This window comes from Paenibacillus tianjinensis (genome assembly GCF_017086365.1).
GTDB classification, from domain to species: domain Bacteria; phylum Bacillota; class Bacilli; order Paenibacillales; family Paenibacillaceae; genus Paenibacillus_AQ; species Paenibacillus_AQ tianjinensis.
The window spans coordinates 5,164,061-5,182,144 of sequence record NZ_CP070969.1 but is presented as its reverse complement, the minus strand read 5'-3'; the positions used below and the strand labels follow the sequence as shown (position 1 = coordinate 5,182,144).

Annotated in this window: 24 protein-coding genes and 1 riboswitch; of the genes, 21 read left to right on the top strand and 3 right to left on the bottom strand. The window is 44.6% G+C overall.

The genetic code is table 11. The features are described 5' to 3' along the window. Positions 1 to 21: 21 nt before the first annotated feature. Both JRJ22_RS24020 and JRJ22_RS24015 read right to left on the bottom strand, forming a co-directional pair. The gene (locus JRJ22_RS24020) at positions 22 to 825 is read right to left on the bottom strand and encodes an ABC transporter permease (RefSeq protein ID WP_206101839.1); all 804 of its coding nucleotides are present in this window, start codon (positions 823 to 825) and stop codon (positions 22 to 24) included. Then, on the bottom strand, positions 822 to 1,625 hold the full coding sequence (locus JRJ22_RS24015; protein ID WP_206101838.1) for an ABC transporter ATP-binding protein: 804 nt from the start codon (positions 1,623 to 1,625) through the stop codon (positions 822 to 824). The genes JRJ22_RS24020 and JRJ22_RS24015 overlap by 4 nt, the downstream gene beginning before the upstream one ends. 421 nt (positions 1,626 to 2,046) lie before the next feature. On the opposite strand from JRJ22_RS24015, the gene JRJ22_RS24010 reads away from it, so the two are divergent. From JRJ22_RS24010 to JRJ22_RS23995, 4 genes are read left to right on the top strand one after another with little or no spacing between them, the layout of a single operon-like run. Then, the gene (locus tag JRJ22_RS24010; protein ID WP_206101837.1) at positions 2,047 to 2,895 is read left to right on the top strand and encodes a glycosyltransferase family 2 protein; all 849 of its coding nucleotides are present in this window, start codon (positions 2,047 to 2,049) and stop codon (positions 2,893 to 2,895) included. Continuing rightward, positions 2,892 to 3,794, top strand: coding sequence for a glycosyltransferase family 2 protein (locus tag JRJ22_RS24005; protein WP_232380940.1), 903 nt, complete (start codon positions 2,892 to 2,894; stop codon positions 3,792 to 3,794). Before JRJ22_RS24010 ends, JRJ22_RS24005 begins: the two co-directional genes overlap by 4 nt. Further along, positions 3,791 to 4,528 carry a glycosyltransferase family 2 protein gene (locus tag JRJ22_RS24000; protein WP_206101836.1) on the top strand — a complete coding sequence of 246 codons (738 nt, stop codon included), beginning with the start codon at positions 3,791 to 3,793 and terminating at the stop codon, positions 4,526 to 4,528. Before JRJ22_RS24005 ends, JRJ22_RS24000 begins: the two co-directional genes overlap by 4 nt. A gap of 47 nt (positions 4,529 to 4,575) precedes the next feature. Further along, complete coding sequence (locus JRJ22_RS23995; protein ID WP_206101835.1) at positions 4,576 to 5,307, top strand: sugar phosphate nucleotidyltransferase; 732 nt, start codon at positions 4,576 to 4,578, stop codon at positions 5,305 to 5,307. A gap of 193 nt (positions 5,308 to 5,500) precedes the next feature. Here JRJ22_RS23995 and JRJ22_RS23990 read toward each other — a convergent pair whose 3' ends face one another. Further along, positions 5,501 to 6,100, bottom strand: a complete 600-nt coding sequence (locus tag JRJ22_RS23990; RefSeq protein WP_206101834.1) for a GNAT family N-acetyltransferase — start codon at positions 6,098 to 6,100, stop codon at positions 5,501 to 5,503. A 137-nt stretch (positions 6,101 to 6,237) separates the two neighbouring features. Between JRJ22_RS23990 and JRJ22_RS23985 the strand changes: the two genes are divergently transcribed. The 17 genes from JRJ22_RS23985 to JRJ22_RS23905 all read left to right on the top strand — a co-directional run bounded on the left by JRJ22_RS23985 (position 6,238) and on the right by JRJ22_RS23905 (position 18,026). Next, positions 6,238 to 6,525, top strand: a complete 288-nt coding sequence (locus tag JRJ22_RS23985; protein WP_206101833.1) for a nucleoside-diphosphate sugar epimerase — start codon at positions 6,238 to 6,240, stop codon at positions 6,523 to 6,525. A gap of 25 nt (positions 6,526 to 6,550) precedes the next feature. Continuing rightward, a complete protein-coding gene (locus tag JRJ22_RS23980) occupies positions 6,551 to 6,892 on the top strand; it encodes an alpha-helical endospore appendage domain-containing protein (RefSeq protein WP_206101832.1) in 342 nt (113 codons plus the stop codon). Further along, on the top strand, positions 6,889 to 7,191 hold the full coding sequence (locus JRJ22_RS23975; protein ID WP_054942851.1) for a hypothetical protein: 303 nt from the start codon (positions 6,889 to 6,891) through the stop codon (positions 7,189 to 7,191). The genes JRJ22_RS23980 and JRJ22_RS23975 overlap by 4 nt, the downstream gene beginning before the upstream one ends. Before the next feature lie 4 nt (positions 7,192 to 7,195). Beyond that, the gene (locus tag JRJ22_RS23970) at positions 7,196 to 7,600 is read left to right on the top strand and encodes a hypothetical protein (RefSeq protein ID WP_206101831.1); all 405 of its coding nucleotides are present in this window, start codon (positions 7,196 to 7,198) and stop codon (positions 7,598 to 7,600) included. Between the two features lie 246 nt (positions 7,601 to 7,846). Further along, a complete protein-coding gene (locus tag JRJ22_RS23965) occupies positions 7,847 to 8,362 on the top strand; it encodes a GNAT family N-acetyltransferase (protein WP_206101830.1) in 516 nt (171 codons plus the stop codon). 563 nt (positions 8,363 to 8,925) lie between these two features. Beyond that, a complete protein-coding gene (locus tag JRJ22_RS29830; RefSeq protein WP_206101829.1) occupies positions 8,926 to 9,063 on the top strand; it encodes a Clo7bot family Cys-rich peptide in 138 nt (45 codons plus the stop codon). 189 nt (positions 9,064 to 9,252) lie between these two features. Then, positions 9,253 to 9,363, top strand: coding sequence for a Clo7bot family Cys-rich peptide (locus JRJ22_RS29825; protein WP_206101828.1), 111 nt, complete (start codon positions 9,253 to 9,255; stop codon positions 9,361 to 9,363). A gap of 27 nt (positions 9,364 to 9,390) precedes the next feature. Beyond that, positions 9,391 to 9,513, top strand: a complete 123-nt coding sequence (locus JRJ22_RS29820; RefSeq protein ID WP_206101827.1) for a Clo7bot family Cys-rich peptide — start codon at positions 9,391 to 9,393, stop codon at positions 9,511 to 9,513. A 257-nt stretch (positions 9,514 to 9,770) separates the two neighbouring features. After that, positions 9,771 to 10,070, top strand: coding sequence for a hypothetical protein (locus JRJ22_RS23945; protein ID WP_206101826.1), 300 nt, complete (start codon positions 9,771 to 9,773; stop codon positions 10,068 to 10,070). Positions 10,071 to 10,119: 49 nt separating this feature from the next. Continuing rightward, entirely contained in the window at positions 10,120 to 11,340 is a 1,221-nt protein-coding gene (locus tag JRJ22_RS23940) for an IS256 family transposase (RefSeq protein ID WP_206100169.1), read from the top strand. 80 nt (positions 11,341 to 11,420) lie between these two features. After that, a complete protein-coding gene (locus JRJ22_RS23935) occupies positions 11,421 to 12,491 on the top strand; it encodes a radical SAM/SPASM domain-containing protein (RefSeq protein ID WP_332461410.1) in 1,071 nt (356 codons plus the stop codon). Continuing rightward, positions 12,475 to 13,077: a gluzincin family metallopeptidase gene (locus JRJ22_RS23930; protein WP_206101824.1), complete on the top strand. Its 603-nt coding sequence runs from the start codon at positions 12,475 to 12,477 to the stop codon at positions 13,075 to 13,077. Before JRJ22_RS23935 ends, JRJ22_RS23930 begins: the two co-directional genes overlap by 17 nt. Positions 13,078 to 13,097: 20 nt before the next feature. Continuing rightward, positions 13,098 to 14,810, top strand: a complete 1,713-nt coding sequence (locus JRJ22_RS23925) for an ABC transporter ATP-binding protein (protein WP_206101823.1) — start codon at positions 13,098 to 13,100, stop codon at positions 14,808 to 14,810. A 28-nt stretch (positions 14,811 to 14,838) separates the two neighbouring features. Then, on the top strand, positions 14,839 to 15,354 hold the full coding sequence (locus JRJ22_RS23920; RefSeq protein ID WP_206101822.1) for a hypothetical protein: 516 nt from the start codon (positions 14,839 to 14,841) through the stop codon (positions 15,352 to 15,354). Beyond that, positions 15,351 to 15,854, top strand: coding sequence for a hypothetical protein (locus JRJ22_RS23915; protein ID WP_206101821.1), 504 nt, complete (start codon positions 15,351 to 15,353; stop codon positions 15,852 to 15,854). The genes JRJ22_RS23920 and JRJ22_RS23915 overlap by 4 nt, the downstream gene beginning before the upstream one ends. A 140-nt stretch (positions 15,855 to 15,994) precedes the next feature. After that, a riboswitch (purine riboswitch) is annotated at positions 15,995 to 16,093 on the top strand. Between the two features lie 66 nt (positions 16,094 to 16,159). Next, complete coding sequence (locus tag JRJ22_RS23910; protein WP_206101820.1) at positions 16,160 to 17,497, top strand: 5'-deoxyadenosine deaminase; 1,338 nt, start codon at positions 16,160 to 16,162, stop codon at positions 17,495 to 17,497. A gap of 268 nt (positions 17,498 to 17,765) precedes the next feature. Further along, positions 17,766 to 18,026, top strand: coding sequence for a hypothetical protein (locus JRJ22_RS23905; RefSeq protein WP_206101819.1), 261 nt, complete (start codon positions 17,766 to 17,768; stop codon positions 18,024 to 18,026). Positions 18,027 to 18,084 lie beyond the last annotated feature (58 nt).

Below are 18,084 nucleotides of genomic sequence, written 5' to 3'. Positions count from 1 at the left end.
CTCACGTATCTCATATCAGCCTCACGCGCCTGTTCCCGTATATTTTTTTAGACCCAATCTCCAAATGATCCTTATCAAGCCGCAAAGCACTAGAATCCACACCAGCTGTATCCCCAGACCGCGGTAAAATTCCGCAGCAGACAATCCCTTCGTAATAATTACGGCCGGAAAATATGTGCAATACATAAAGGGAAGCACCGAAAATGCGTTAAGCAAGGATCCCGGGAACAGATCTAACGGAAACACTCTGCCTGAGGCAAGATCAAGAAGAATGTCTTTTAGAAGGAATAATGAGGCCGCCTCTGTCATCCAAAATACAAACAAACTGAGGATGATATGGATTAAAAAGCTCAAGATCAGAGAGCATAGGACCACCAACGGGAGTAAATAGAATTGCGCTGCAGAAATTCCTACCTGAAAATTCCCAAACCGGAAAATGATCACCGGTATAAACATCAATATGGCGATGATCAGGTTAAGCAGCTTCTGGGATACAATTTCAGTGAAGCAATACCCCACATAATTGATGGGCCTGACCAGTAAATTATTTAAACCCCCGTCTTTGATCTCATTAGCAACCTTGTAACCGATACTTCCAACATTCGTGAAAGAAGCAATAATAAACATGAAAATGTAGTAGGTGATGATGGAATTGAAATTGTACCCGTTAATCTCACTGCCTTGAGCATTGTCGAATAATACTTTCCAGAAAGCAATTTCCGCGATTACCCTGAATACATCCATCAATGAAGTGAAAATAAAATTTCCTTTATAAGCAAGGGAGGTCTGCAGATTAAGTTTCAGTACCTGAACATATTTTCTCATCGTGTACACCCATCCATTTTGAATAAGCTTTCGAAAATATCATTGATAGGCCGCTCTCCGGTCGTCATATCATGCAAAGTTCCATCGTAAATGATGTTCCCGTGGGAGATCGCAATAATGCGATTACACAGCTCTTCTATATCCTCCAGATAATGACTGGTCAAAATGACCGTAACCTTCTTTTCCATATTGATATACTTTAAAAATTCCCTGATCCTGCGCCTGGATGAAACGTCCAGCCCAATCGTAGGCTCATCTAAAAATAATACTTTTGGGCCATGCAGGAGAGCGCCGATGAGTTCGAATTTCATTCTTTCACCTAAAGACAGATTTCTTAAAGGTGTATTAAGGATAGATTGTACCTCTAATAGTTCCGTTAATTCCTGAAGCGTACGCGTATAATCAGCCTCCGTGATTTCGTAAATTTCTTTAATTAACTGAAACGAATCTATAGCCGGAAGGTCCCACCACAGCTGATTTTTTTGTCCCATCGTGATTGAGAAGTTTTTCTTGAAGCTATGCTCTAACCGGTGCGGGATATATCCCATTACGTTAATTGCACCTTCTGAAGGATGTATGATTCCCGACAGCATTTTTATGGTTGTCGTTTTTCCTGCACCATTAGGGCCAATGAAACCAACAAACTCCCCCTCCTGGATCGAGAAGTTAATGTGATCAACAGCCACCTTTTCCTCGAATTTTTTTAAAAATAGATTTTTAATCCCGGCTAACAATCCGGGCTCCTTTTTTGTGATTTTGTATACCTTTGAAACGTCATTCACTGAAATGATCTCAGTCACAATGTCTTCACCCCTATACTTATGTACTTATAACTATGTTATAAGAAGTTTGCTTGGTTTTCTTCCCCGGCTTTCCTTCCTCTTAAGGATGTGGTGGCCAGCAGCTCAAGCATCGTCTTATAACAATAGCGTAAATTATACCATTGGAAAAATATAGACTTATAATTAAAATTTTGGTATGATGTTGAATAAGCTCTTGAAAAAAATTGTCATACGAACCACGGATGATCCATTGATCCGTGGTTTTTTTGTTGTCCCGGGCAGATCCGGGAAATTAAAGGGATTTCATCTGCAGCCGGGAGGGACGGCATTTGTCCAATTTTCTGTGCGAAGGGAGACATGTGCCGTTACGAGGGACAGCGGATTACATAGACTGTGTTGTAACCCTCAGCCCGGGAGTATGCCCTCCGAAGGAAGGTGGATGAGCTTGAAACAGCATAGACGAACATCTGCCCGCCGCTCGGGGCGGCGGGCTTCTCAAGCAGCGCGAAGAAACTCCCGGCCGCGGCCCGCGGCAGTACTGCCTGCCGTGAATCATCCGGAGCCCTATGTGTCGGTGATTATTCCGGCTATGAATGAGGCGCGGACGATTGCCGCAGTCATTGCTGAAGCCAGAGGTGTTCATCCGCGTTGTGAGGTTATAGTGATTGTCAACGGCTCTGCCGATAATACGGCGGAAATTGCGTCCAGTATGGGTGCGAAGGTCATCTCCTTCACACAGCCGCTCGGGCACGACGTAGGCCGAAGTGTTGGAGCGGAAGCAGCCAGGGGGGAAATCCTGCTGTTTACTGACGGGGATCTTGTTATTCCCGCAGCGGAACTGCGTCCGTTCGTGGAAGCGATCAGCGGCGGGGAGGATGTGGCTTTGAATAATTACTCCGGTCCGGTCCGCAGCAGGTTTCCGCATCCCGTGGTGCTCTCCAAGTATGCGCTCAATATTATGCTTGGACGGCCGGATCTGCAGGGATATTCCCTGACAGCAGTTCCCCATGCGCTCAGCCGCGCGGCGCTTACGGCTATGGGGAGCGCCTCTCTGTCCAGGCCGCCGCTGGCCTATGCACGTGCAGTACTGGATGGGCTGAAGGTGAAGGCGGTGCACAAGGTGCCTGTTGGCCGGATGAACGCTGTCCGCCGTAAAGCGGAAGGCAAAGATCCCTTACAGGAGGTTATCCTCAGGGATCACCTGGAGGCGGTCGCGCTGCTGCTTGCGCGCAGGGGGAAACGGGCTGGGTATGGCGATGCCGGACGGCGAAGGGAGATGGTGAGATGAAGGCCACCAGCACTAAGGCGGTAATCCGCCCGAAGCAGAAACGGCGGAGTCCTGCCAGCACTTCCATCCGCCGGAACGCAGCCGGTACAGCACGGTGGGCTGGCCGCAAGCCTGCAGGCCGTCAGCCGCAACGGCTGCTCCGGGGGCTTCGCGGATCGCTGTCAGTGATCATCTCGGCAAAGAATGAAGCACGTACCCTTCCGCCGCTGCTGAAGCAGGTAATGCGCCTGCATCCGCTGGAAATCATCGTTGTGCTTAACGGGTGCACCGATAACAGCTTTCAGCGCACCAGATTGTGTCCGCAGGCGATGATCGTGCATTGTCCGGAAACGGCGGGGCATGATGTGGGGCGGGCGCTTGGTGCCAAGCTTAGCCGCGGGGATATCCTGCTGTTCCTGGATGGAGATATGGTTATCTCCGCTTCGCAGCTAGCCGGGTTTGCTGCCGCTGTAGACGGAGGAGTGGATGTGGCGCTGAATGATCTGGATCACCTGCTGCCGCCGTTTGGACTCAGTGATGATGTTACCCGCTGTAAGCTGTACCTGAATGCCGTTCTTGGCCGGAGCGATCTCGGGGTTAGCTCTATGACTGCGGTGCCCCATGCTTTGTCGCGGCGTGCGCTGGAAGTGATCGGCTGCCGTGAACTGATGGTTCCGCCCAAAGCACAGGCGATCTCGCTAATGAAGCAGCTGCGGGTGGAGAAGGCGGGGACAGTCAATGTGTTCAAGCAGAACCGGCTGCGGCAAGGCAATACAGGCGCCGGGAATAAGGTAGAGCAGCTGATAGCCGGTGATCATGCAGAAGCGCTGCTTGAGGTGCTTTCACAGCGCCGGATGCATTCCGGTGAGAGTCTGCTGGAGCAGCGGCGCCAGCTGGCGGCCTGGAGGAATGGCATATGACGCTTACCAGCATTATTATTCCGACTTATAACGGGCGGCATCTGCTGCAGGCCTGTGTCGAATCGATCAGGCAGTACACGGATACTCCCTATGAAATTATTGTTGTCGACAATGCTTCGACCGACGGCACGGATGCCTACTGCCGCAATCAGCAGCTGATGTTTATTTCTCTTCCGGAGAACCGCGGCTTTCCGCTTGCCTGCAATATGGGGCTGCAGCTGGCCTCAGGCGATGAGCTCCTGCTGCTGAACAACGACGTGATCGTCTCGCATAACTGGCTCTCCAATCTGAAAGCCGCCCTGTATAGTTCATCGGATATCGGTATCGTTGGCCCTGTGACGAATTATGCCAGCGGGCGGCAGCAGGTAAGGACTGCTTATACAGATATGCCCGGTTTTCATAGTGAGGCGCTCGCGGCGAATATCCGGAATCCTCTGAAATGGATGGAAACGGTGCGGCTTGTAGGACTGTGCTTCTTGTTCAAACGAACAGTGCTTGATACGGTAGGCCTGCTCGATGAGCGGTATTCACCGGGCCATTATGAGGATGATGACTATTGCTATCGTGCCCGGCTGAAGGGTTTCAAGCTGCTGATTGCCGGCGATTGTCTGGTGCATCATGAAGGAAGCGCCAGCTTCAAGCAAGTTTATCCCACTGAGCTTCAGGAGCTGGTGGAGCGTAACCGTAAGCTTTTTATGAGTAAATGGCATTTGGATCCGGCACATTTCATCTAAAATGCTGACTCGAAGGCTAAAGACACAGATAAAAGGGAGGAAAGTAAGTGAAAGGAGTCATACTGGCGGGCGGAAAAGGAACCAGGCTATATCCGCTGACCCGGCTTATGAACAAACATTTGCTTCCGGTCGGCAAATATCCTATGGTGTGTTACGGTATAGACCGGTTGCGCCGGGGCGGGATCACCGATATTCTCCTGGTTATCAGCAAGCAGTCTGCGGGGCAGTATACGGATTTTTTGGGCAGCGGTGCAGAATTCGGCGTATCTCTGACCTATAAAATCCAGGAAGAGGCAGGAGGGATTGCGGAAGCGCTGGAACTGGCAGAAGGGTTCATTCTCCCTGGAGAACGGTTTGTTGTCCTGCTGGGTGACAATCTGTTCATGGATGATCTGGGCGCCTATATGGAGAAATATCAGGAGCAGCCACAGGGGACGGCAAAAGTATTGCTCAAGCCGGTGGAAGATGCACGGAGATACGGGGTTCCCGTATTCGACAGTGAGGATGCTTCCTTGATCGCCTACATCGAAGAAAAGCCGGAGCAGCCGAAGACCGGGTTCTGTGTAACCGGTATTTATATGTATGATGAAGCCGTGTTTGATATCATCCGCCGCATTGCCCCTTCGCGAAGAGGAGAGCTGGAAATTACCGATGTGAACAACATTTATGCCGGAGAGCGCAAGCTTACCTATGATGTGCTTAAGGAATGGTGGAGCGATGCCGGCACCTTCCAGTCGCTGCAGGAGGCCGGAGAGAAGCTGAAGAACACGCTGCCGTAAGGCGGCGTGTTTTTTGGCTGTAGCCCCATTCCACGTCTAGTGACCCTTATCCAAAGTTTAGGTGCACTGCATATGATAGGAGTCGGAAAATAAGCGGCTCGTGGAAGATGAAGGGCGTCTGCATTTTGATCTTTTTTTTGAATTGTGGACTGGAGAATGATTTGCACGGCATGGCTTCCGGATTGGCCGGAAGTCATTTTTGCGTTTGTGGCCGGGCAATCCGCCACCAGAGAAGCTCTTCCGTTTCACGGTATTGCTCGGCGCCTAGATGTTTAAGCACTTTGTGGGATGCAAAATTATCCGGCTCCGTATCGGCGATGACCCAGCAGGCTTCAGGATGGCTGAAGATCCATTCGTTCACACACCCCACCGCTTCTGTCGCATATCCTTGGCCCCAGTGATCCTCGTCTATGATGTAGCCGATGATTACCTCGCCCCGTTCATTGGGCTGTCCTTTCAGGATAAGGAATCCAATCACCTGCTGCTCCGCGCGATGGATCACCGCCCAGCAAGTAAACCACAAATAATTGTCTTCATTCTGCAGCACTTTGGAATAGCGGACCTTCATCGCATATAGCATTTCTTCATCAAGTATAGAAGCTGCAAGCTTTAGCCCGAGCGACTGCTCCAGTGCGGCCGCAGTATAGCGACCTACGCTTGCGGACAGCTCTAAGGCGGTTAAAGGCTGCAAATCCAAACGTTTGCCGGATAGTTTCATATCTCTCACAATTCCCCCAATCCAGGTAACTCTTACCGCCGGATGTCCGGCTGGAAAAAAGTTCAATTTCAGCATCCAGCATATTCCTGACTGCTATAACCTGTCAATATCTGCGCTGTATGATCCGGTCTGCAAGCATAGCGGTTCCCGGCACCGTCAGGGCTTCTGCCGCATATGCTGTAGCAGGGCGTTTGAGCAAAGGAGACATGAAGGTGCAGAATAAATTAACCAAGGTGCTGCAGCACATGGCCCATACGCACGAACAAATGGCGCGGATTCTTGACGCCGAACGCCACGTAGCCGTCCGTATGTCACAAATAGTCCATGATCTGCCGGATGCGGAGCCTGATTTCGGCGGATTCAGCGGACTGGTCGAAAGCCACGGTCAGGTCAACAAGAATATCATTGCCTATTTAAATGCTATTGCCGATCTGGAAGAAGCAATGGCTGAAGGGGTAGGCCGGGTAATCAAAGAATTAAGCGGTCAGGAAGAAGAGTAGCGCTTAAGCAGGCAGGAGGCGGAAAATGAGCAGAGAAAAGGCTTTTCTGCAAATGCTGGAGTCAACCGCTACGATCCAGTGGAACATCGCGATGATTCTCGAGGCCAAAGCGGTGGAAGCGGAAAAGGTAAAGCAGTGGACACAGCATCATATCCATGCTAGATCGTTCGACAGCCATGAAGAGCAGCTGAAGGAATCCCTCTCCATCCATGAGGTGATTGTGGAAATGGTAGAGGGGCTGACCAAGCTGGAAAACGGGCTGTACAGCAACTTAAAAGCGGTACTGGGCAGTGGTGAAGAGGAAAGCGGCGAAGGCTTCGGCGGAATGTCCGGTGACGGCTTCGATTTCGGGGACGACAGCAAATGAGCGGCGGGCTTCTCTCCGAACACGCCGTCAAGCTGGAGATGATCCGCTCCATCGCCCGCAGCCAGGCCGCACTCGCTGCGATTCTGGAGAGTATCGCCGAAATTACGGGGCAATCGGAGCTGACGGCCCGCAAGCTGAGTGACAATATCAGAATCCTAAGCCAATATCAAAGCGCCATGTGCCGGATGATGTCCGGTATTTCGCTGCATCAGCCCAAACGGGGAATTCCTGCTGCGCCATGGCTAAGCACGGCATGCGCAAACGGAACCTCCAAAGTACATGGAGTACAGGAGGAGTAGAAGGATGAAGAGAAAGAAAGCGATCAAGCGTTCAGGCAAGGCAGCCCGCAGACGAGTCCTGCTGTTGACCAGGAAGACCAAAATCCGCAGAGGTGCCGGCCGTAAAACCCGTAAGCTCCGTTATGGCAAGACTACGAAGAGAGGGCTTCTGCTGCGCAAGAAAAGAAGACTCCGCCGCCGGCTTGCCCGGAGGGTGCAGGTGGTGGTGCAGCCGCCGGTACAGGTCGTGCCGGTCATCGAGGCTCCACCGGTACCGCAGGTAGTTCCGCTCCCCCCGGACCTGGGCGTCCCTCCGGAAACGCCGCCGGGAGACGCCTTTCAGCAGGGCTACACCGAAGCATACAACGTGGGATTCGACGCCGGTTTCGCCAAGGGCTTCGAGGACGGGCATAAGCTGGAGCTGGGCTGATCAGCACGAGGGTCAACAGGTAAGGGGTATATAAAGCAGGTCTATAGAGGGGGCGTTTCAGGTGATATGTCCTGGCTTCCTTTGTAGGCCGCTTATCCCCGCTCTTTCCTTTGTGCCTGCTAAACAAACCGGGGGCTTGCGATGCTAAGATAGCAGGCCCTCTATTGAATCTGCTCCCAGATATGATAGACTTCTCTAAAGAATCTTTGACGGGTTCAAATCTTAGGGCAGGAAAGCAGGGATACCATGAACAGTAACGAGATTCGCAAGGCACTGGCAGAGGAAACCGGGGAGATTATGGAGCTGATTGCCAAATGCGTACAAGCCATGCAGGCTGGCGGAAGCGACCAATGGGATGACAGCTATCCTAACCGGGAAGTCATCGGACAGGACATTGAACGGGGGACATTATACGCCTACATAGATAATGAAGCTATTGCCGGCATTATCGTATTGGACGAGCATCCGAGTGAGCTCTATCAGAGCATTCATTGGTCACAGGAGCAGGGGCGGCATCTGATCATGCACCGGCTGGCGGTTCATCCCGAGGTGCAGGGCAAGGGCATTGCACGCAAGCTGATCGCTTTTTCCGAAGAGCATGCACGCAGGGAAGGCTACAGCAGCATCCGGCTGGATACCTATTCGAAGAATACCCGGGCGCTGGCCTTATATCCGAGTCTCGGCTATGAACGCAGGGGCGAACTGTTTTTTCCTCACCGGGCAGTGAGTTTTCCGGTGTTTGAGAAGGTGCTTAATGTGTAAAAGATATAGTGTTGTTCAAAATGTTAATCACCAGATGAAAGTTTTAGACGAAAAACAGGGCTGGTTCTTACTAGGAAACCATTCGCGTGTCGCTGAGTTTGTTAGCGAAAGCGTGTATGACTTCTTTGTAGAACCGGCCTAGTTTTTTTGTGGCATTTTTTTGGATTTATCCTTCCGTGTACAGCTCAAATAATTAAATTCTCTGATTTCAAAGTGGATAATAATCCCATAATTACTTTTATGAGAGATAATAGATCCATTATATGACAAATTTAATAGAAGGATGATGTTTAGTTGTGTAAATTAGGTTAAGAAATTACTTAATAAGGATATTTATAGTATTGAAAGGCATTAATGTTAAAAAAATATTTTTATATCAGTGATTTGCTTACAAAAAATGAATAAAGGAGTGGCTAATGAGATATATAATTCTTCCTTTGAACCATAATCAATATTCATATTGTTATTGCATTAACTGTAATAAATGTGGAGACAGATGTAGCTCAAGGTGTGATTCCTTTAGTTAAAGAGAATGGATTTATTCAGAAAGGAGGTGATCGGTTTTGAGGTATGTAGTCAAACCCACAAAAAAAGATACTCTGGGATACTGTCTTTGTTCACAATGTGATCATTGTGATCAGTGTAGCAGTAAGTGTGGCAGCTACAAGAATAATTGCCTTGGATATACGGTATTCGTCTAGGAGGATGTGCAGAGTGGATTATATAGTGAAGCCTTTAGTGAAAAATTTCACTTCTTACTGTTACTGTACAAATTGTAACAAATGTACACCTAACTGCAACGAATGTAGAACGAATTATCCATGTCAAGGTAATTGTCCAAACATGTGTGGAGCAGTAACATAATCATTTCAATTAAGGAGGTAAACACTATGAAGTTTGTGGTAAAGCCTGGTCAGAGATGGGTAGAGGGATATTGCTTAGGATGCAAAAACCAATGCCAAAACGATTGCATAAAACAATGTTTGGATAAAAAGGTATAAATAGGTATTTATAATGTGGGAGGTACTATGAAATATATCATAGATCCAAAAGTTGGTTATGAACTGACTTATTGCTTTGCCTGTTCTAAACAATGTAACAACAAATGTAATGATCAAGTAGGATGTAGCACATTATGCATTAGTAAATAATGAAAAGGTGGAATGAGATATGAAATATTTAATCACTCCAAGTAAGATAAATGTTGGTGCTTATTGTTATGGCTGTGCAAAGCAATGCAACAATAGATGTGATGACCAAGTAGGATGCACCACATTATGTATTAGCAAATAGTATATCTAATCACCTTATAAATAATACGAAGTCATTATGATGCGACTCAGTAACTCTGTCACATCATAATGACATTTAATTATGAAAAGACAGACAATAGAGGAGAGACTTAAGTATGAAAGTATCGAAGTATAATAGAATTTTGACAATGCAAGATGAAACTAAAATTGCTTTTAATGCTATGACATGCGGTTTGGCAGCTGTTGATGATAGCTTTTTTGATATTCTTAACCATATTTCTGAAATTGATTATGAAAATCTTACAGGGGAAAAAAAAGAATTGGTAGATATGATGCTTGAAGGCAATTACATCATTAATGATGATTTTGACGAATTAAAGTCAATCAAATTCAGACACTTTAATGGTAAATATAACGGTGGTTCTTTAGGTGAGTCTGTAAAATATATTGTGTAAACTCTCAAACCCATTAAAATGGAAGTAAGAGAAAGGTTGGGGAGAACACATGGGACTTTGGACAAAACAACAGTTACGGGAATTTATTAAGGAAAACAACTTGGTAAGCGCACAGGATGCGCAGAATGCTCTAAAAGAGCTATTTGCGGAGACGATTCAGGAGATGCTGGAAGCCGAAATGGACACTCATTTAGGCTACGGAAAGCATGAAGTGAAGGCGAAGCTCACGCCAAACAGCCGTAACGGAAAGAGCCGTAAAACGGTTGTCAGTGAGTACGGGGAACAGGAAATCGCTATCCCTCGTGACCGTCTGGGTGAGTTTGAGCCACTTGTCGTCAAGAAGCATCAGTCGAACGTAACCGGCATCGAAGAGCAAATCATCGCTCTGTACGCCAAAGGGATTAGTACCCGAGAAATTCAGGATCACCTGGGGCAGATGTATGGCATTGAGGTGTCGCCTACGCTCATTTCCAATGTCACAAATAAGATTGTTCCTCTCATTAAAGAATGGCAGAATCGGCCTCTGCAAGGCGTTTACGCTGTTGTCTATCTGGATGCGATCCACTTCAAAGTCAAGCAAGACGGGGCCATTATCAACAAGGCTGCCTACATGGTCATTGGCATTGATCTGGACGGAAACAAAGACGTGCTGGGCATGTGGATTGGTGAGAACGAGTCCTCCAAGTTCTGGCTCAGCGTGCTGAATGAACTCAAGAATCGTGGAGTGGGGGACATTCTCATTATCTGTGTGGATAACCTGTCCGGGTTCTCTCAAGCGATTGCGGCCTGCTATCCCCAAACTGAAATCCAGAAGTGTATTATTCACCAAATCCGCAGCTCTACACGGTACGTGTCTTACAAGGATATTAAGAAGGTGACCGCCGACTTAAAGCCTATATACAAGGCAGCTACCGAGGAAGGTGCCTTGCTTGAACTCGACCGTTTTGAGGAAGTCTGGGGGGCGAAATATCCCCTCATTATCCGTTCGTGGCGGACGAATTGGGACGAACTTGCTACTTTTTTCAAGTACCCGCCTGAGATACGTAAACTGATTTACACCACCAATATGATTGAGAGTTACCACCGTCAGCTTCGTAAAGTAACCAAAGGAAAGAGCATCTTTCCTACCGATGAAGCTCTGCTAAAAATGCTCTATCTGGCCACCGTCGATGTCACTCGAAAATGGACTGGACGTGTCCAAAACTGGGGCCAAATGCTGCTCCAGCTTTCGGTATTTTTCCCAGACCGGGTCGGTCAACACTTGCGTTAGATTCGCGACTTCCCCCTCGGGGGAATCTGTGCTTAAAAGAGTTTACACAAAATTATTGACAGACCCCTTTAGGTTTAACAATTGCTCCAACACTAAGCTGTAACTTTGCTTGCCCCTACTGTTATGAAGATCCGAAACAAGGGGTAATGGATCAATCAACTATGGATGCGGTTATAAATCTCGTGAATGATGCTGCGAAAAAAGGAAATGATATTCATATTACCTGGTACGGTGGCGAACCTTTGACAGCTAAGAAAGTGATTTACTCTTTATCGGAACGCATTATTTCAATTTGTGAGAAATACAGTGTATCATACAATTCTTATATTGTTACCAATGGATATCTTATCAATGATGAGGTTATCGAGCACTTCAAAAAATATAAAATAGACGGAGCCCAAATTACAATGGATGGCCCGCCAGAGATCCATAATTCTAGAAGAAGACTTAAAGGAAGTGACAAAGACACCTTTTTTGTCATTCTTAATAATATAAAAAAATTATTAGAAAACGATATAAATGTTTCTATTAGAATTAATGTCGATAAAACTAATGTCGCTAATGTAGAAGAGCTACTTGATATTTTAGTCGCTCATAATTTGCAGGGGTTATCTATTAATTTAGGACAAGTAACTGCCTATACAGAAGCTTGTATGTCGATTGCAGAATCCTGTCTAAATACAGAAGAATATGCCAAAGAGAATGTTGTTCAGCAGGCGATATTATTTGCAAAAGGATTTAATGTGGGGAACTATCCATACTATCCAGGTGTTAAGGCTAATTATTGTTGTGCTGATGCAGTTGATTCGTATGTTCTTGATCCTAATGGATTTATGTATAAATGTTGGAACGATGTGGGGAATAAGGAGCGCGCAGTGGGGAATGTGAACACAATTCATGAGCCAACAAATGAGAAAATGTTTATGAGAAATGCTGATTATTTACTGTGGTCACCGTTCAACTTTGATAAATGTACCAATTGTGACGTTTTACCGATTTGTATGGGAGGGTGTCCGTATAACGGAGAAATGCTAGGTAATGAACCAGATTGTGAAAAATGGAGATACAATCTTGACGATGTTTTAAAATTAACGTACCTCCAAAGAAGGAATGATTTACATAGTGTGTCCGAATATGTTGTGGCGAAATAATTTAAACATTTTAACGGATAATTTAATCTTCATAAATCAATTACAGAACTTTGATGTTTTAAACGAGAGTATATTATACATTCGTTTCTTATTCGGATTTAGGAGTAAGGTTTGGATAAAATGGTTTGATTCTGTAGAGGAGCTCCAGCGATATGTTGGAGTTCCCATACCATCATGGGTTATAGGTACTATTTATGGTAAAGATATACTTATTGTTAACTACGAAAGATGGAAACATAAAAACATTGGTACTTTAGAAGAACTAATTATTCATGAATTCTCTCATATAGTTCTTCATAGTAAGTTGAGGTCTAGTTGTCCTTTATGGTTAGATGAAGGGTTGGCAGTGTATCTATCTGGCCAGATCAATAACTTTGCTTTAGATGCATTCAATCATGTTAAAACTGATGTATACAATTTAAATTACGATGATGAGGTATTCTATATTAGTAGCGCAAAAGCAGTCAAAAAATTAGTGGACTCTTTCGGAGTAAACTCAATTATCGATAGAATGCTAATTTTAGAGTCATTTGAAAACGATGCTATTTTTGGGCGACAACAGGTGAAGGCGCTGCTAGAGAGATAATGTTTTCAGGGAGGACTATAATGAAAATATTTTTCAAGAGAATTATATGGTTAACTAAGCCATACGTTTTTTCCCAAATAGCGGGATTCTGTCTGACTCTAATATATACATTGGCTGTTTTTTCTTCTCCCTTAGTTTCTCAATACTTGGTCGACGAAGTTATACCTACTGAATCTATGCATAAATTATACTTTGGGATTTTTTTATTTACATTAGTTTGTGTAATGCAACCTGTTTTTGGATATTTTAAAGACATTATTTTTTTACATATCTCTGAATCTATTACCTTAGGGATAAGAAACACTATGTTTGAAAAAGTCATTTATGCACCTATTTCTTTCTTCGAACAGGCGAAAAAAGGAGAAATTATTTCTAGAATTCTATCGGATGGGCGTGCGGCAAGTGATTTTATTACCAATTTTTTTGTTTTAATAATAAAAAATCTATTACTGATTATTTTAGTAATTGGAGGTATGTTTTACATATCTCCTGTAATAACTTTAATTATACTTCTAATGGTAGTATGTTTTCTTTTTTTGAATTGGAAAATAGGCAGACGCTTTATTGCTCTTTCCCAACGTTCTCAAATAAACTCGGATGCCATTTGCACTACTGTGAACCAAATGGCAGATTCCGTTGTTACAATCAAAGCTTTTTCAGCGGAAAAAGCTACTATTAACAAATATAATGAAGTGATAAAAAAAACATTTAAGGATAATAAGAGTATCGGATATTTAAGTACATTATTAAACAACCTGTCCACAGTTGTCGTTGTCTTATCATTGGGAATTATATATGGGATGGGAAGTATAGGTGTTATGAGGGGTGAATTGACATTAGGAGAGGTGGTTGCATTAGGCCTATATTTCCAATTATTGGTACAGCCTTTATATGAATTAGTTGGAAGCCAGACCAGTTTGCGCAAAACGATACCTGTATTTGATCGTATTTATGAGTACTTCGATATGGAGGCAGAAACATTAGTAAATTTAGCTTTTCCGGAAGTTTTTGATGGAATGACAATTAAGGATATAAGTTTTTCCTATAGCGATGGAACAAAGGCACTATCTGGTGTAAATATGCAATTTCCGAGCAAAGGCTTAATCGCATTTATTGGACAATCAGGCTCAGGTAAAAGTACGTTGGTAAAAATAATACTTGGTTTCTATAGGCCAGAGCAGGGGGAAATCTTTTTAAACAACTCCGACATGTTGGGAATAGGCGTGGAGACTCTTCGCCAAAATATTAGTTATGTCTCTCAGGATATTAACTTATTCAATATGAGCATAATAGAAAATCTACATTGTGGCAACGAACTAGCTACAACGGATGAAATTACAGATGTTTGTAAAAAACTTGGACTTCATGAAAAAATCATTTCTTTAGCGGATTCTTATGACACTTTAATAACTGAAAGAGTGAATTTATCAGGTGGAGAAATGCAACGATTAGCTATTGCTAGAGCGCTACTAAAGAGACCGAAAATTTTTATTTTGGATGAACCAACTTCGTTTTTAGATATAGATAATGAAATCCGCATCAAAGATATTATTGAAGAGATATCAAGGGAATGCTTGGTGATCGTAATTGCTCATCGGTTAACAACTATTGCTGATGCGAATAAAATTTATAGCTTTCACAATGGTCAAGTACAAGAAGTTGTAGAAACGGAAAAAGATAAATTATTCACAGAGAAGATACTTAATAATGGAATGTTAATGGAGTATGTATAATTAACTCTATTGAGAAGAAGGTGAAGTTATGGATCCAATTAAAAATATTGTTAGAAGAGCTGAGTTTAAGGATGTTTCAGATATCGCCTTAATGTGGATTAAATTATCCGCTGATCAGCTTCAAAAAGATAAGTTTTATACCGGAGAAATACCTGACAGTGTCAATGAATCAATAGAACACTATACTGAGTTATTAGAAAATGAGAATTGTGGAATATTTATACTTGAGAATGAAAATTCTGTTTATGGTTATATCGAGGTATGGAGAAGTGCAAAGGATTTCCATTTCTTTATAGATGACCATGCTTATATCCTCCATTATTACATTGAAGAAAGCTTTCGGAATTCACCACAATCCCTATATTATTTCCATCAACTGTATAATTGCGTCGAGAAATGGGCAAGCGAAAAAAAATTGTTGTACATCGTGGCAGATGTCTTTGAGCATAACAACAAAGTAGCCAAATTATTAGGACATTTATGCAAAATGGAGTTATATCGTCATAAACTAGTTAAAAAGTTAGACGAGGGGGCTAATTATTGAAGCGTACTCTAAATTTAGTTCTTATAATGTGCACAGTTTTATGGATTGGGGGATGTGGTGTGTTTGTGAATAAACAAGAGAAACTTTTTAATAATGAGAATCGTCTATTGGAATCGGGGGACAGCTTTACGTTTGAGAACAAGGTGGGTGAAATTAGCAGTAAGGAGGCGGATTTTAAATTTAGCGGATTCTCAGGTGTTTTTACGGTTTGGAAAATAAACAGCCAAAATAATGAAACAATAACAATTAAGATAGAAGGTTCTATTAACCGGGGCAAATTTAAATTGATTCAAACAACAGAAGATCATCAATTAAGCACGATTTGGATTGGAGACAAGGAAGGAAATATTACACTGGAAATCCCTAAAGGGAAAAGTGCGCTGAAATGGGTCGGCAAAAAAGCAGCTGGGAAGATAAAACTTCAGTTTGACCCACCGCAAGGATTAGTAGCAGATCCTCAAACGGACTTATTTGAAGGCGGATTTTTTGAAGATGAATAAAGCAAATTTCATGTAGTGTAATATAACATTAATATTGGTTTTCATTAGAGTAAGTGCTTTGTTTTTCATTAATATAAATATTTAATGTTAATTATATTGACATTGATTTTGTCTTTCGTTTATCATGAGGTTATTCAAGGCAATTGAATAATCCTTTTTTTCGTATATCCTTAATAATTGGTTTAAGGGTCTCTACCGGGAACCGTAAATTTCTGGCTACGAAAATATGCTGAGGCATATTTTTGTAGCCTTTTTGTGTTATCTGCATAAAGCAAACTGTGAATTGAACGAGGGGGAATCGGGTTATGGCGAACATTCTGATCAAAAATGCGGAGATTATTACGATGAATAAACAGGAAGAAATCTTTCATGGTGATATCCGGATTAAAGACAGCCTGATTGTTGAAATCGGCAGCGGCCTTACGGCACAGGGGGATGAACGGGTAATCGACGCGACGAACCGTACAGTCATTCCCGGCTTTGTACAGACGCACATCCATCTCTGCCAGACGCTGTTCCGCGGCAAAGGGGATGACTTAGAGCTGATGGACTGGCTGCGTAAACGGATCTGGCCGCTGGAGGCGGCGCATGATGAGGATTCGCTGTACTATTCCGCCATGCTGGGGATTGGAGAGCTGATCTCCAGCGGCACGACGACGATTGTTGATATGGAGACGGTCAACCATACGGATTTTGCGTTTCAGGCGATAGCCAAAAGCGGCATCCGCGCCCTCTCCGGCAAGGTGATGATGGATCAGAAGGGCGGCGATGTTCCTGAAGCGCTGCAGGAGGATACGGCGGCATCCCTCCAGGAGAGTGTGGATCTGCTGGAGAAATGGAACGGCTATGACAACGGGCGTATTCAGTACGCGTTCTCGCCGCGTTTTGTCATCTCCTGCACCGAGCCGCTGCTGAAGGAGGTCCGCGACCTGTCGGCGCGGTATAACGTCAAAGTACACACCCACGCCTCCGAGAACCAGGGTGAAATCGAAATCGTCCAGGCGATGACCGGCATGCGCAACGTTGTGTATCTGGATCACTTGGGGCTGGCGAATGAACGCCTGATTCTGGCGCACTGCGTGTGGCTGGATGCGGAGGAGAAGCGGATTTTGCGGGACCGCGGAGTGCATGTCAGCCACTGTCCGGGCTCCAATCTGAAGCTGGCTTCAGGTATTGCGGATACGCCGGGTATGCTGCATGACCACGTTCACCTCAGTCTGGGAGCTGACGGCGCACCGTGCAACAATAACCTGGATATGTTCAACGAAATGCGGCTGGCGGCGATCATCCAGAAACCGCATCATGGCCCGACGACCATGGATGCGCGCAGCGTGTTCCGTATGGCAACCATCGGCGGTGCCAAGGCAGTGGGTATGGAAGACAAGATCGGCAGCATCGAAGTCGGCAAAAAAGCCGACCTGGCCATCTTGAACCTCTACAACTTCCACACCTTCCCTTCCTATGATATCGACCCGATCTCCCGCATCGTCTATTCCGCCACCCGCGCGGATGTGGAAACGACGATTGTCGATGGTAAAATCCTGATGGATAAAGGACTGCTGAAGACCGTGGATAAAGACACCGTGCTGCAGGAGGCCAACCGCTCGATCAAACGCCTGCTGGTTCATTCGAAGATTAGCTGAAACATTACTGTTTATACGAATATATAAATATACGAATTAAGCCCACGACTAACTATTGTGTGGGCTTTTTTTCTGTGTTGACATAAAGATGGAATAACCTCACAATCGGAAAGATATGATTTTTGGGGTGGGAGTGTTCACTATAATAAGCTTTTACGAGAGTCTTCCGTTGCCGGTATATTTATTTGTATCTATTGGAATAGCGATCCCTTTTATTTTTCATATCGTAAAGAACCGGCACAAATATGATCTGTTTCTGTCTCTGGGTATGAGTTTAATTGCATCAATGTCTATTATGCTTGGTTTGGTTAAATTTTTTGAAAGATATTCTTTATATAGTCAGCAAAGAGAAAACATTGGAAATTGGGCTATGCTTGGTTTAATAGGGTTACCACTAATAATTATCAGTGCCTATAAGAATACAGCCGATGACCCGGAAAAGAGAAAATCAGTGGTGATTGCGGGCGGTGGACTGATTATTATCGCCTTGTTGGTGGGAGGAATAGGGATTTTAGCGTTTTTATATTGAATAGAGATCAAGGGTGCGAGTTATCGCAGCCCTTATTTTTTTGGAATTGACACGTCCT